At 69.7% G+C, this 13934-nt stretch carries 14 protein-coding genes; 5 read left to right on the top strand and 9 right to left on the bottom strand.

Annotation, left to right across the window (positions count from 1 at the left end; genetic code table 11):
• Nucleotides 1-14: 14 nt before the first annotated feature.
• Nucleotides 15-1034, bottom strand: a complete 1020-nt coding sequence (locus ABT340_RS18560) for a coiled-coil domain-containing protein (RefSeq protein WP_352011984.1) — start codon at nt 1032-1034, stop codon at nt 15-17.
• A gap of 220 nt (nt 1035-1254) precedes the next feature.
• Complete coding sequence (locus tag ABT340_RS18555) at nt 1255-1614, bottom strand: BlaI/MecI/CopY family transcriptional regulator (protein ID WP_352011983.1); 360 nt, start codon at nt 1612-1614, stop codon at nt 1255-1257.
• Nucleotides 1615-2092: 478 nt separating this feature from the next.
• Between ABT340_RS18555 and ABT340_RS18550 the strand changes: the two genes are divergently transcribed.
• The 4 genes from ABT340_RS18550 to ABT340_RS18535 are packed head-to-tail and all read left to right on the top strand — an operon-like array spanning nt 2093 to nt 6563.
• On the top strand, nt 2093-3298 hold the full coding sequence (locus tag ABT340_RS18550) for an ABC transporter substrate-binding protein (protein ID WP_352011982.1): 1206 nt from the start codon (nt 2093-2095) through the stop codon (nt 3296-3298).
• The gene (locus ABT340_RS18545) at nt 3291-4148 is read left to right on the top strand and encodes a branched-chain amino acid ABC transporter permease (RefSeq protein WP_352011981.1); all 858 of its coding nucleotides are present in this window, start codon (nt 3291-3293) and stop codon (nt 4146-4148) included. The genes ABT340_RS18550 and ABT340_RS18545 overlap by 8 nt, the downstream gene beginning before the upstream one ends.
• A complete protein-coding gene (locus ABT340_RS18540; protein ID WP_352011980.1) occupies nt 4135-5853 on the top strand; it encodes a branched-chain amino acid ABC transporter ATP-binding protein/permease in 1719 nt (572 codons plus the stop codon). The genes ABT340_RS18545 and ABT340_RS18540 overlap by 14 nt, the downstream gene beginning before the upstream one ends.
• Nucleotides 5850-6563, top strand: a complete 714-nt coding sequence (locus tag ABT340_RS18535; RefSeq protein WP_352011979.1) for an ABC transporter ATP-binding protein — start codon at nt 5850-5852, stop codon at nt 6561-6563. Before ABT340_RS18540 ends, ABT340_RS18535 begins: the two co-directional genes overlap by 4 nt.
• An 80-nt stretch (nt 6564-6643) precedes the next feature.
• On the opposite strand, the gene ABT340_RS18530 is transcribed toward ABT340_RS18535, so the two are convergent.
• Nucleotides 6644-7171 carry a MarR family winged helix-turn-helix transcriptional regulator gene (locus ABT340_RS18530; protein ID WP_352011978.1) on the bottom strand — a complete coding sequence of 176 codons (528 nt, stop codon included), beginning with the start codon at nt 7169-7171 and terminating at the stop codon, nt 6644-6646.
• Between the two features lie 307 nt (nt 7172-7478).
• Here ABT340_RS18530 and ABT340_RS18525 point away from each other — a divergent pair, with 307 nt between their 5' ends.
• Entirely contained in the window at nt 7479-8186 is a 708-nt protein-coding gene (locus ABT340_RS18525) for an SDR family NAD(P)-dependent oxidoreductase (protein ID WP_352011977.1), read from the top strand.
• Between the two features lie 10 nt (nt 8187-8196).
• On the opposite strand, the gene ABT340_RS18520 is transcribed toward ABT340_RS18525, so the two are convergent.
• From ABT340_RS18520 to ABT340_RS18495, 6 genes are all read right to left on the bottom strand, one after another.
• Nucleotides 8197-8895, bottom strand: coding sequence for a dienelactone hydrolase family protein (locus ABT340_RS18520; RefSeq protein WP_352011976.1), 699 nt, complete (start codon nt 8893-8895; stop codon nt 8197-8199).
• Nucleotides 8896-8935: 40 nt separating this feature from the next.
• Nucleotides 8936-9598: a phosphoribosyltransferase gene (locus tag ABT340_RS18515; RefSeq protein WP_352012083.1), complete on the bottom strand. Its 663-nt coding sequence runs from the start codon at nt 9596-9598 to the stop codon at nt 8936-8938.
• Nucleotides 9599-9680: 82 nt separating this feature from the next.
• Nucleotides 9681-10109, bottom strand: coding sequence for a hypothetical protein (locus ABT340_RS18510; RefSeq protein ID WP_352011975.1), 429 nt, complete (start codon nt 10107-10109; stop codon nt 9681-9683).
• Nucleotides 10110-10131: 22 nt separating this feature from the next.
• Nucleotides 10132-11151, bottom strand: coding sequence for a hypothetical protein (locus tag ABT340_RS18505; RefSeq protein ID WP_352011974.1), 1020 nt, complete (start codon nt 11149-11151; stop codon nt 10132-10134).
• Between the two features lie 36 nt (nt 11152-11187).
• Complete coding sequence (locus ABT340_RS18500) at nt 11188-13104, bottom strand: nSTAND3 domain-containing NTPase (RefSeq protein WP_352011973.1); 1917 nt, start codon at nt 13102-13104, stop codon at nt 11188-11190.
• Between the two features lie 59 nt (nt 13105-13163).
• Nucleotides 13164-13922, bottom strand: coding sequence for a TIR domain-containing protein (locus ABT340_RS18495; protein ID WP_352011972.1), 759 nt, complete (start codon nt 13920-13922; stop codon nt 13164-13166).
• Between the last annotated feature and the right edge of the window lie 12 nt (nt 13923-13934).

Below are 13934 nucleotides of genomic sequence, written 5' to 3'. Positions count from 1 at the left end.
CCGGGGGCGAGCGGTCAGTAGACCGAGATGTGGACGTGGTCGTAGTGGTTGGCGGTGACGCCGCCCCGGTTGGACATGCCGCGCCAGCCGGAGCCGGTGTTGATGCGCTGGCGCCAGATGACGTACTTGACGCCGAGGCGGTCCTTGTTCTCGATGGCCCAGGCGGCCACCTCGTCACCGAGCTTGACGTTGCCCGCGCTGGGCATGGAGCCGCCCGAGCTCATCATGAAGTCGCAGGCGCGGCCGAGCGGGTGCTCCCCGCCTCCGGCGATGCCCCCGTCCACCCGGTAGCAGCCGATGCCGAAGTGCGGGCTGAAGCGCTGCGCGACCAGCTGGCGGACCAGGCGCATCCGGGGAGTGATGTTGTCGGGGCCGGAGGGAAGCTGGGGGACCCAGCTGCCGTCGGCCCTCCTGGTGCCCGGGGTGGGGTAGAGCCGGTCGATCCTGTCCTTGATCGTGTCGATCAGCTCCAGGGTCCGCTTCTTCTGCTCGCCGAGCTTCCTCAGCGAGTCGCGCAGCTCCTTCGCGCGCTGCTCCGCCGAGGCCTTCGCCCGCTGGTAGGTGTCCCTGACCTGGGAGAACCCGTTGAGCCTGGCGTCCCGGCCCTCCATGATCTGCTGCATGAGGGCCATCTGGTTGAGCAGGTCCGCCGGATCGCCCGCGCTCATCAGGACCGGGAGCGTCCCGGGGATGCCGGTGCGGTAGCGCTGGGCGGCCAGTGTGCGGACCTCCCGCGCGGCCTGGTCGAAGTCCGTCTGCGCCCGCCGCAGCTCGCCCGCGGCGGCCTTCTCCGCCTTCTCGGCCTTCTGCAGCGCGACCCGCCCCGTGTAGTACTCGGCGATCATGGACTCGGACCGCTTCTGGAGCCGTGCCAGCTCCGCACGGAGCTGCTTGGCGGTGGGTTTCGGCGCGGCGTGGCCCTCGGCCTGGGGTACGGCGCACAGCACGAGGACGGCGGCCGAGGCGGTCAGCCCCCTGAACGCGCCCCGCCATCGGCCTGAACGGGACAGCGCCGCCACGTCTCTCCTTCGCACCGGCCCTCCCGCCGGGAGGGGCGTCCAGGGCCCCTTCCCACGGATGTGGAGGGGTTTCGGAGGCGTCGCCTCCCATCCGATGGACGATAGTAGGAGATGGTGCACCGAACAGGCCGGGCATGCCAAATCAGGCGCCCAACCCCTCTTCCGAGGACCGTTCCAGCGCTCTCGCGCCCCGAAATCGGGATATTCTCCTACCTGAGGTAGTAGGTCCGCCCCGCTACTCCAGGGGGCACACCCTGAGCGCCGCGCCCAGCGCCGCCGACTCCTCCGGGGTGAGCCGCTCAAGGAAGTGCACCAGCGTGGCCGTACGGTTGCCGCCCGAGGCCAGGGCGTCGCGCATGAGGTCGGCGACGTAGGCCTCCCTGCTGGCGACCGTCTCGTAGACGTAGGCCCTGCCGACCATCCGCCTGCGGAGCAGGCCCTTGGTGTGCAGCTTGTCCATCACGGTCATGACCGTGGTGTAGGCGATCTCCCGTTCCGCGCGGAGGTCCTCAAGCACGTCCCTGACCGGCGCGGGCCTGCGGGACGACCACAGGCGTTCCATGATCACGGACTCCAGGTCCCCCAGACCGCGCATCGCGTGCGGCTCCCCTCTATCCGCTCCGTCCGCGGATCGTCCGATGCTACCCGGCGTCGTAGATCCTCACCCGGCCACCGAAGGGGACGAACGACTCGAAAGCGCCCCACTCCCCCAAGATCATACGGAGCCAAAGTAAATCCTCACTCTTTACATTGATGTGACTTGTTCACCGGGGGTGAGCGCCATATGTTTTGGGACCAAACATTGAGTGTTCCTCGCCGCAGGAGGTCTCGATGCGCCTCACCCCCGATCCCGGGGTGCCGGAAACCACGACGCCGGCAGCCGATCCTGCCTCGAACCGTGTGAGACCCGTGGCGAACCAGGGGGACCGGCGTCCCACGCCCACGACCGGATGCCGATCCGGGCGGACCCGCCGGACCGTCCGACGTGCCCACCGTCCCAACGATCCCGGACGGCGGGCCCCCGACGCCGCCGCCGATCGCAAGACCCCCCACCTCATGAAAGGCACCGTCCCATGGGAAAGATCTCCAAGGGCCTCGCGGCGGGAGCGATCGCGCTCCTGACCGTCAGCGCCGCCGCGTGCGGTTCGGGCGACACGGGGAGTCCCGGTGACGCCAAGGGCGCCACGTCCACCGACCCCATCGTCGTCGGAGCGATCAGCTCGCTGAGTGGCCCCGCCGCCTTCCCCGAGGCCTCCCAGGCCGCCAAGGCCGTCTTCGACCGCGTCAACGCCGAGGGCGGCGTCAACGGCCGCAAGATCTCCTACGTCAGCGTGGACGACAAGGGCGACCCGAGCACGGCCGCCCAGGCCTCCAGGGACCTCATCCAGAACAAGGGCGCCGTGGCGCTCGCGGGCGGCGCCAGCCTCCTCGACTGCCAGGTCAACGGCGCCTTCTACGCCCAGTCCGGGATCTCCTCGATCTCCGGGACCGGCATCGACCCCGGCTGCTTCACCTCCCCCGCCATCTCCCCGGTCAACACCGGCCCCTTCCTCGGCACGACCGTCACCCTCTACCACGCCTCCGAGGTCCTGAAGATCGACAAGCTGTGCGGCTTCTTCGTGATCCTCGGCGGCACCTCCGACGCCTACAAGGGCGCCGTCGAGCAGTGGTCGAAGATCACCGGCAAGCAGCTGCTCATCAACGACCGGAGCCTGTCGGGCAACACCACCGACTACACCCCCTACATCCTGCGGGCGCGGGACGCGGGCTGTAAGGGCGTCGTCTTCAACGGCACCGAGCCCATGTCGGTCGGCTGGGTGAAGGCCGCCCAGGCGCAGGGTGTCTCCGGCATCAAGTGGCTGGTGCTCACCTCGACCTACACCGACGCCGCGGTCAAGGCCTTCGGCGACGCGGGCAAGGACGTCGTGGCCCTGTCGGAGTTCGAGCCCTACTCCGACACCTCCTCCGAGGCCACCAAGGACTGGCGGGAGCTCATGACCCAGAACAAGGTGCCGCTCACCTCCTTCGCCGAGGGCGGCTACCTGGCGGCGACGAACCTGGTGACCGCGCTCAAGGGCATCAAGGGCGACATCACCCGCGAGTCGGTGACCGCGGCGCTGAAGGCGCTCACGCCGATCGAGTCGCCCATGGTCGGCACGCCGTACGCCTTCGGGCCCGACCAGGCGCACTCCTCCAACCGGGCGGCCAAGTTCGTCCAGCCGGACAACGGCTCCTGGAAGGTCATGACCCCGGACTGGATCCGGCTGCCCAATGCTTGAGGGCGCCATCGCGGGCCTGACCGCGGGCGGCGCCTACGCCGTCCTCGGTCTGTGCCTGACCCTGATGTACCGCCTGGGCCGGGTGGTCAACCTGGCCCAGGCGGCGATCGGCGTCGTCGGGGTCTACACGATGTCCGTTCTGGCCGACGGCGGCGTGCCGTACGCCGTGGCGGTCCTCATCGGCCTGGCGGGGTCGGCGCTGGTCGCCGCCGCGCTCGGCTACATGATGGGGCGCTGGTTCGCCGAGGCCGGAACCGACCAGCGCTCCGCGATCGCCATCGCCTACCTCGTGGGCCTGCTCGCCGCGGAGTACCTCGTCTTCGGCACCGACCCCCGGCAGATCCCCGGTGTCCTGGGCGGCCCGCTGGCCACCGTCGGCGGTGTCACCATCACCCAGGCGGCCACGGTCTGCGTGGCGGCGGCGGTGCTCATCACCGCGGGCGTGTCGGTGTTCCTGGCCAGGACCGCGGTCGGCCTGCGGCTGCGGGCGTTGTCGCAGCGGCCGACCACGGCCGAGCTGATGGGCATCCCGAGCAGGAGGCTCGGCGTCGGGCTGTGGGCGGTGACCGGCCTGCTGGCCACCGCCGTCCTGCTGGTGGTCGCCCCGCAGCAGAACAGCGACCAGCTCTCCCTCGGCCTGATGGTGATCCCGGCGTGCGCCGCAGCCCTGGTCGGCGGGTTCAGGAGCCTGGTCGGCACCGCCGTCGGCGGTCTGGCGCTGGGCGCCCTGCAGGGGGCGCTCGCGCACGTCAGTCAGCTTCAGGAGTTCCGCGACGTGGTCCCCTTCGTGGCGATCCTCGCGATCCTGCTGTGGTCCCAGCGTGGGGAGGTGTGGGATGCGGCGCGTTGAGATGACCGGGCCCGCGGCCCAGCTCGCCGGCGCACTCGCCGCGATCGCCGTGCTGGCCGCCCTCGTCCCGCAGTACTGGCTCTTCCTGGGCACGACGGCCCTGGTGACGGCGATCTCGCTGAGCGGGCTCGGGATCGTCACCGGCCGCGCGGGCATGATCTCGCTGTGCCAGATGTCGTTCATGGCGCTGGGCGCCTGGGTCGTCTGCGAGCTGAACGTCCTGGCGGCGCCCGGCGGTCTGGTCCTGTGGATCCTGCTGGGCGGTGTCGCCGCCGTACCGCTGGGCGTCCTGCTCGGCCTGCCCGCGCTGCGGCTGCGCGGGGTGCACCTGGCCGTGGTGACGCTCGGCTTCTCCGCCGCGGCCGACGTGATCATCGCGGCGGCCGGCTTCCCCGGCGCGACGACCTTCCAGCAGGTGCTCAGGCCCGCCTTCATCGCCACCGACACCGCCTACTTCGTGTTCGCCGCCCTGCTCTTCGTGGCGGGCGCGGTCGCGGTGCGGCTGCTCGGCCGCACCCGGTACGGCACGGCGTGGCGGGCGCTGCGCTTCTCCGAGCGCGCCACGGCCGCGGCGGCCATGAGCGTGCCGCGCGCCAAGCTGGCCGCGTTCGCGCTGAGCGCCTTCTTCGGCGGCATCGCGGGAGGCGTGCTGGCCGGGCAGATCGGCGTGGTCACCGCGCAGAACTTCGACACCGTGGACTCCCTCATCCTGCTGGTCGTGGCCGTCATGGCGGGCAGCGAGTACGCGGGCGGCGCCATCGCGGGAGGCGTCCTGATGGTGTTCGTCCCGGAGATCCTCCGTGGCCTGGGCGTCCCCCAGGACTGGGGCAGCCTGCTGTTCGCCGTCGGCGCCGTGCAGACGCTGTCCACCGGCCTCAGCATGAGCGAGGACCTGGTGCGCCGCTTCCGGCGCCGCAGGGCCGCCGCCGTGTCCGGGGAACCCGGCGATCGTACGTCCCACCGGGCCTCGGGCGTCACGCCCGAGCGGGGCGAGCGGCCCGTCCTGGTGGTCGAGGGCCTGTCGGTCTCCTACGGCCGGGTCACCGCGCTCTCCGGGGTCGACCTGGTCGTGCCCGAGCGGACCGTGATGGGACTGATCGGCCCGAACGGCGCGGGCAAGTCGACGTTCACCGACGCGGTGACCGGCTTCGTCCGCGGCGCGACCGGCTCGGTCACGCTCGACGGGCGGCGCCTTGACGGCCTGCCCGTGCACCGCAGGGCGGCCGCGGGGCTGCGCCGTACGTTCCAGCAGGACCGGGTCCCGCCCGGCCTCACCGTCGCGGGTTTCCTGCGCTTCTCCGCGCACCGCCGGGTGAGCGCGGCCGAACTCGACGAGATGGCCGGCTTCCTGAACCTGGGCGCCCTGAACCGGCACGTCAGCGAGCTGGACGTGGGCAGCAGGCGGCTGCTGGAGGTCGCCGGGGCGCTGCTCTCCCGGCCCAAGGTGATCATCCTCGACGAACCGGCCGCGGGCCTGGCCCACGCCGAGTCCATGGAGCTCGCCGAACGCCTCACGGAGGTGCCCGGCAGGTTCGGCGCCTCGGTCCTGCTGATCGAACACGACCTGGAGATGGTACGGCGGGCCTGCGCGGAGGTCGTGGTGCTCGACTTCGGCGAGGTGATCGCGGCCGGGCCGCCCGCGACGACGCTGGCCAGACCCGAGGTCGCCCGCGCGTATCTGGGAGACGAGGTGGCGCTGGCATGACCTCCAGCCTGGTTCTCGACGACGTGACCGTCGCACGCGGCGGCGCCCCGATCGTCAGAGGTGTCTCGCTCACCGCGCCCGCCGGGGAGGTGACGGCGCTGCTCGGGCCGAACGGCGCGGGCAAGACCACGCTCCTGGAGTCGATCTCCGGCGTGATCCCGATCACCGGCGGCACCGTCTCCCTCAACGGCGGGCGCCTCAACGCCCTGGACCGGGTGGCCCGGGCCAGGGCGGGCGTCGCCCACGTCGAGCAGGGCCGTACGGTCTTCCCCGACCTGACGGTCGCGGAGAACATCCTGGTGGTACGGCGCGGCCCCCGCGTGATCGACGAGGCCCTTGAGCTGTTCCCCGAACTGCACAAGAGACTCGACGTGGCCGCCTCGCTGCTGTCCGGAGGCGAGCAGCAGATGCTCGTGCTGGCCAGGGCTCTGGCGGCAAGGCCGTCGGCGTTGCTGATCGACGAGATGTCGCTCGGCCTCGCCCCGGTGATCGTCCAGCGGCTGCTGCCCGTGGTGCGGGACCTGGCCGCCTCCGGGGTGGCGGTGCTGCTCGTCGAGCAGTTCGCGACACTGGCCCTGAAGATCGCCGACACCGCGCACGTGCTCGCCGGCGGCACGCTGACCTACTCGGGCCCGGCCGCCGGGCTGCGCTCGGCTCCCGAACGGCTGCACGCGGCCTATCTCGGGGAGCCGCCTCCGTCCGGCTCCTGACGCCCCCGGCGTCCCGCCGCTCCGGTGCCCCGGGGCGGTGGGGCTCCCCGCCCGGCCTCATGCGCCCCGGCCGGGCGGGGTCAGGGGCGCGCGGTTCCCTCCAGATGCTGGACCACCACCCGCAGGCTCGCGGCCAGGGCGCGGCGCCGCTGGCTGTCGAGCTCCTTGACGACGAAGGCCTCCTCCCGGTTGAACTGCGGGAAGAGGGACCGCATCAGGCGTTCGCCCGAAGGGGTCAGGGTGACCATCACCCGGCGCCTGTCGGCGGGGTTGGGCGCGCGCCGTACGTAACGGTGGGACTCCAGGGTCTTCAGGACGCCGGTGAGGGTGCCCTTGGCGATGCCAGCCTCCTTGGCGACGTACCGGGTCTCGCTCTCCCCCCAGATCCACACGACCCACATGACGACGAACCCGGTCCAGGTGAGGCCGGTGTCGCGGAGCACCGTCTGTTCGAGGTGGTTACGGATCGCGGTCGAGGCCCGGTAGATGTTGGAGACGGCCCACATCGCCTCGAAGTCGAGGTCGAGGCCGCCCAGCCGATCGCCGACGGCCTCTTCCGTGCTGCGCAGGGTGTGGTGTCCCGTCATCTCGGTGCGGCGCTCCCTCACTGTTCCGCTCCACCCTACGATCATGCTCGCCGCGGCTTCTTTCCGGGGGCACCCGAGCGGGAGACCAACCGCCGGAAATATCCGGACAACAAGGGTTTGGTCCCGAACCATATTTCAGGGAGGTCACGGGGAACAAGGCATCACAGGCCTGATTTTCCGGTAAATCACCACGTCGTCCCACGGTTACCCCGGACGCATGGCTTGTGCCTCACCCGCCCCCCATCTATCGTACGGAAGCAAATGAATTGCCCGCCGTCCACTGCCGGGCGAGATATCCGAAATTTCGGCACATAGCAAGGAGTCCTTGATGGATCTCGGACTGTCCGGTCTTTCCGCCCTGGTCACCGGCGGAGCCAGCGGGATAGGCCGCGCGACCGTGGACGCCCTCCTCGCCGAGGGGGCGGCCGTGACGGTCCTGGACCGGGCCCCCCGGCCGGACGGCCTGGACGTCACCTGGATCCAGGGGGACGTCACCGACGAGGAGGCCGTACGGTCCGCGGTCCCGCCGCGCCTGGACGTCGTCGTCGGCTGCGCGGGGATCTCCGGCCCCATGGGCACCGACGCGCGGCTGACGGCCCGCGACGACTTCGCCAGGACCCTGGAGGTCAACCTCACCGGGCAGTTCCTGCTGGCCAAGCACGCCGCGGCCGCTCTCGCCGGAAGCTCCTGTCCCTCGATCGTGTTCGTGGCCTCCGACTCCAGCTTCGTCGCCGCCCCCGGCATGGCCGCCTACTGCGCCTCCAAGGGCGGCGTCCTGATGCTCACCAAGGCGCTGGCCGTCGACTTCGCGTCCGACGGCATCCGGGTCAACTGCGTCTGCCCGAGCATCGTCGACACCCCGATGGCCAGGGGCGACCTCGGCGAGGCCTTCGACGAGCTCGACTGTCCCGTGCTGCGGCCCGAGGACGTCGCCCGCGCGATCCTCTACCTGGCCTCCCCCGCGGCCAGGGGCGTCAACGGCACCGCGCACGTCCTCGACTTCGGCGGCCTGGCGACCTCGACCTTCCCCGCCTGATCCCCGTCCCTCAGCCCCCGGCCTGCGGGTCCTGCGGGGCCTGCGGGCTCCCCTGCAGGTGACGCAGGAACCAGTCCCCCGCCAGGGCCGCGACCCTCTCCAGCGCCCCCGGCTCCTCGAAGAGGTGCGTGGCCCCCGGCACGATCTCAAGCCCCGTCCGCCCCGGCAGCCGCGCCAGAGCGTCGCGGTTGAGTTCGATGACGGCCTGGTCGCGTTCCCCGACGATGAGCAGCGTGGGCGCGCGGACGGCCGCGAGCGCCTCACCGGCCAGGTCCGGCCGCCCGCCCCGGGACACGACCGCCCTCACCAGGCCGGGTTTGGCGGCGGCCGCGGCGAGCGCGGCCGCCGCCCCCGTGCTCGCGCCGAAGAGCCCGACGCGCAGGCCCGCCGTCGGCTCGTGCCGCGCCAGCCACCCCGCCAGCGCGGCCAGCCGTACGGCCAGCCTGCCGACGTCGAAGCGGAACTCCCCCGTCCTGAGGTCGGCCTCCTCCTCAAGGGGGGTGAGCAGGTCGACCAGAACCGTCGCCAGCCCCGCCCTCCTGAGCTCGCCCGCCACGTAGCGGTTGCGGGGACTGTGGCGGCTGCTGCCGCTGCCGTGCGCGAAGAGCACGACCCCGCTCGCGGGCCTGGGCACCACGACGTCGGCCTCAAGCACGACGTCCGCGGCCGGGATCTCCAACCGCTCCAGGTTCATCCTGACCGCGTTCACCGTTCCCCCTTGCCCGCTCTTGTCCTCCTCGACCGCTCCGTCACGCCCGCACCCGCCTGGCGGCCGCGGCGCGCAGGAGGTCCCGCACCTCCTCGTCCGTCGTCTGCTCGAAGTCCCGGTAGGAGAACCCGACGGCCGAGAAGAGAGGCGGAGTCGAGGCGCAGACCACCTGGTCGGCCGACTCACGCAGCTCTCCGACGGCCGGCTCCGGCGCGGTCGGGACGGCGACGACGATCCCGGCGGGCTCGTGGCGGCGCAGCGCCGCCACGGCGGCGCGCATGGTCGCCCCCGTCGCCAGCCCGTCGTCGACCACGACGACGGTCCTGCCCATGAGGTCGAGCGGGGCGCCGCCCTCCCGGTAGGCCCGTTCCCGCCTGACGAGCTCCCGGCGCTCCCCGGCCGTCACCTCCCGCAACGTCTCGGGCGAGACGCCCGCCCTCCGGACGACGTCCTCGTTGAGCACGACGACCCCGCCCCCGGCGATCGCCCCCATCGCCAACTCCTCGTGGCCGGGGAGCCCCAGCTTGCGGACGACGAAGACGTCGAGCGGCGCCCCGAGGGCCACGGCGATCTCGTAGGCCACGGGCACACCACCCCGGGGAAGGCCCAGGACGACGACGTCGGGCCTGCCCCGGTAGTGCTCCAGGAGCCTGGCCAGGACACGGCCCGCGTCCCGCCGGTCCTCGAACACCCGCTCCGCCATGACGGCCACCCTTCGTCTCCTCCACGGGTTATGCCCACCACCGAGGAACGACCTTTTCCAAACCAAGGACGTTCCACGAGTTTTACCCTTCGCCCGGCTTCCCCTTACCCCTGCGAGATCCGCGGTCGGGGTCATGGAAGATCAGACCGGAGATACTCCCGCTCTGGATCACCGGGCCGTACTGCACGCCGCCGCTGACGACGTTGTGCACATCACCTGACCGTTCCGGGGACCCGAGCAGCCGACGCAGTTCCTCGGCCAGGGCCGGGTCGGATCGCAGCATGCCGTACAACCTGGCCCGCCAGTCCGCCTCGACGGCGTCGCGCGTCTCACCGATGGCCGCGATCTCTTCCCTTGAGGCGTCCAGTCGCCGGGTCATGTACCCGGTCTCACCGTCACGGGCGAGGAAACGTGCGACTCCGTCCTTCACCTGTGTCCACGAGTCGGAGATCATCAGTTCGACCAGCGTCGCCGCCCCCGCGCTCGCCAGCGCCACGAGTTCGGTCTCCATGTCCGCCTCCACGGGTCGGTCGTCAGAATCCTGGTTCCTCATCCCCTGGATCCGGTTCGGAACCGGGGTCGTCGGGTGCCGAGGTCGCCGGAGTGTCGAACCGGCGTTCCAGTTCGTCGGCCACGTCCTGCCTGCCGTGCCTGGAGACGACCTCGATCACGTGCCGGGCGAACAAGGCCCGTTGCGGTTCCCCCTCGGGAAGTCCCATCGCCTGCAGGAAGCCCTCGAAGTGGTCACCCGCCGTCCCACCTCCCGCTGGGGAGGAGGCGAGATGCTGGAAGAGCTGGGACAGATTCTCGTTGTTCGCCGCCGAGGTGAGCCTGGCGAGCAGTTCGATGTCCTCCACCGTCTTCTGCACCTGGTCGTCGTTCTTGGCGAGCCACCAGACCACGGCACTTCCAGTGTCCTTGAGCACGTCCCCGCCGAGATACTCCCGTCTGCTCCGCTCGTATCTTCTCTCGTGCTCCCAGACCGCCTCCTTCTTACGCACCACGGCGAGCCTGTCCAGCCGCTTCTGGTCCTGTTCGGAGAGGGTGAGTGCGACCGACTCGGCCATCGCCTCCAGCCGCCCTCCGATGATCGGTTCCATCGTGCCGAGCACGGCGTTCAGCTCGTGCTGGACGAGCGAGACCCGCTCCGGCCGCCTCTCCTCGGTGACCGTCCTGGCACGTTCCAGGATCGCCTTGACTGCCAGGGCACCCGGATTACCGAAGGTCGGCGCATCGCGCTCCGGACCGACGAGACGCCAGCGGACGGTCGCGGAGAACCGGAAGTCGTAGTCTGGCTCGCAGCTCGGCAGGACGACCTCCTGCAGGCCCTCTCGTTCGACCGGTATCACCGGCATCACCAGCGGCTCCGGTTCCGGCCACCCGGAATCCCGTGGACGGACGATGGCCCGGACGACCAGAACCGCCACGGCGACCAGCAGGGCCAGCGCCGGCCACGCCCACAGAGGCAGGGGGGCGAACAGGGCAAGACCCGCCAGAAGCAGCCCGCAGAAAACCGTGAAGTAGGCCGTCACCATCTTGCGGCCGGAATTCATGACGTTGTCTCCTTGATCCTTCGTTCCGGTGACGTCTCACGCGCCCGGAATGCCGATGACGGTGTCGATCCTTCGCCGGACGAGCTTGACGAGAAGAGTCCGGTCTTCCCGCTCTTCCGGCGGGGAGGTCGAGGCCAGGTCTCGTGCGGTGGTGTACAGACGGGACAGGACGTCCATGTGCTGGTCCCCGCCTTCCACGAGCGTGTCTAGGAGAAAGCCACGGTGCCGCTCATCCCGCGAGGCCTCGACAAGCCAGTCACGCATCCGAGGACTCCACAGGTCGGGTGGGCACTTGAAGACGGCTCCCCAGCAGCCCGTCAACCACCCCCTTACGACGGTTTCTGTGATCGGTGCCCGACGTCGGCCCCTGGGGTCCGTCAGCGACGCCGGGGCGGCGAGTTCCAGGAACAGGTCGATGTCGGCCGGATACCGCCTCTTCTTCTCCGGCTCCACGGCGAGCTGGTAGTTGAGCCTGTCCAGCATGAGGCGGTGCAACTGAGCCTTCTCCCGGACCAGTTCCACGAGGGCGTTCCGAGCGGTCGTGGTCGTATGCTCCCGTCTGGCCATGTGGTGAAGGCGGACCACGGCCTGGTCCGGATGGTGTACGGCGATGACCTCACGACACATCGCAACGAGCATCTGGATAAACCTCGCGGGCAATTGGTCCTCACGCGACCACTCATAGACCTGTTTCCTGAAGAACCGGCCGTGTTCCTTTTCTCGCAGCCCCTTCTCAAGGACCATGGCGGCTGCCCGCAGCTGGTGAGGGTTCGCCGAGGACGCCACCCACTGCCGCACAGCCTCAGCCAGTTTCATCCGGTACTTGTCGTGTAGGCATTGCTCGGCGAACCGCTGGACCAGCCTTTCGCGATCTTCCTCATCGAGTTCGTCTGAACTGACTGTCTCTCCCACCCAGTCACGCAGATGCACACGAAGCTCGGGAACGTGCTTCCAGAAGTGGGCGCGAATCGCGGAGTCGTACTCGACTCCCGTGAACCACACCCTGCCTGAGGTGTCGGACTTCACATCGATGCCATGAAGCCGTGTAACGAGGTCCTCGCGTTCCAGCAGCATGCGCTCGTTCTCCTGATGCCCGGTCACGTCCAGCAGAGAGGCGGCGCCGTGGTACACAGCATCGGCATGCGCACCATGCAACATGGCCGTGGTCAGCAACAGTGCACGTTGCGGCCACCCGTGTGTCCTGGAGAGAAGTCTGATGACCGCCTCTCCTGTCTCGGTCATCACCGTACGGGCGCTCTCACACCAGACGGCGAACTCCCCTTCCCTCTGCGACCGTTCCCTTATCTCCAGCACGATCTGGGCAAACCTCGCGACAACCCGCGCGGGAGGTTCCCCGTCCAAGAATGCGGACAGCTTTGGAATGGAAAGGTCGATCTCCTCCCCCGGTATGCCGCCCTCCCGCAGGTAGCGCCGCAGAACCTGCCTGATCGGGGGACGGGTGATCCCGACCCGGTATCGGTCGAGATCGGCCCGGAACTCCTCAGCCCTGACCCCGTCGCGCGGAAGCACTACCACCAGCCGAGCCGCGTGCTCCCGTACGGACTTGATCAGCGGATAGAGGTCCGCCTGGATACCGCGCCAGTCCCGCCGCTCCACATCCGACAGGTCCAGCAACAGCAACTCTCGTTCCCCGATACGGTCGGGATCGAAGCGCCGGGTTTCGTCCTCGTCCTTCGACGACAGTTCGTGGAACTCCTCGGCACCCGAGTAATGCCCGTACAGCAACATCCACGCGGCGGTGTTCCTCCCGCTGCCCGGCACCCCACCCAGGAAAACGACGTTGTGAGACCCCAGAATGTGCCGCGCATCCTCGTATCCTCCCGGGAAAACGAACCGCGACCGGAGCCACACCAGTTCGTCGAGGGCGCGGGCCCGTGAGGTCTTTCCCCGGGAGTCGGTGAGTATGGAGATCGTGAACTCGTAGACGTTCATGTCCCCGCTCCCGGCGTGGACATGCCTCGCAGTGGAAACGGAGGAGTTGATCTGGTCACTCAACGGTTGTCGTCCCCGTCCTTGCGGGAATCTCCGAAGCGGTGACGGATTTCTCTGCGGTTGTCGCCCTCGACATATATGGCCCCGTCACCGAAGGTGCGCGAGGAGTTGCGGTAGTCGTTCAAATCCCCCTTGCCCATGTGGACCGGCCCCTCGTTGCCCGTGTGGACCGGTCCGTGGTTCCCCTTGATGACGGTGCCCACGTCACCGGTGATGTCGCGGGCCTGGACGGCCGTGCCGTACACGTCCGCCATCGAGTTATTCACGGAGCCAGGGGTCTCGGCGGCTCCCGGAGGCGGTGCGCCAAGTGACGGGACGCACTCCACGATCCGGTCGGCGAGACGTTCGAGGCTGGAGCGCACGTCCTGGTGCAGGTCCATCGGGAGCGACTGGTGCTCCGCCAGCACGGCCAGTTCCTTCGGCAGGTCACCGCGCTTCAGCCGTTCGGTCCTGCGGCCGTCGAGAAGCGGTATGACCGGGATTCCGTCCGCGAGTGCCTGGACGATCTCTCTGCGGACCCAGTCGTCCTCGTCGTGCAGTGCGGGGTGGTGAATCCAGTTCGGGCCGATGACGGCGAGCAGGACGGAGCTGCGCTTCACACCGTTGATCAGCTTCTCCGGATAGCGCTCGCCGGATTTGATGGACGTTCCCGCACGGAAAACCGTGCCTTCTCCGAAACGGTTGTTGAGTTCCTGCTCGATGACGACGGCACTCTTGTCGCCGTCTCCTGTTCGATAGTTGACGAATACCTCGTGCATGGTGATTGCCCT

Source organism: Streptosporangium sp. NPDC000239 (assembly GCF_040300765.1).
In the GTDB taxonomy this organism is placed as follows: Bacteria; Actinomycetota; Actinomycetes; order Streptosporangiales; family Streptosporangiaceae; genus Streptosporangium.
Note: the sequence above shows the minus strand (reverse complement) of the source record. Positions and strands in the feature narration are given on the sequence as shown.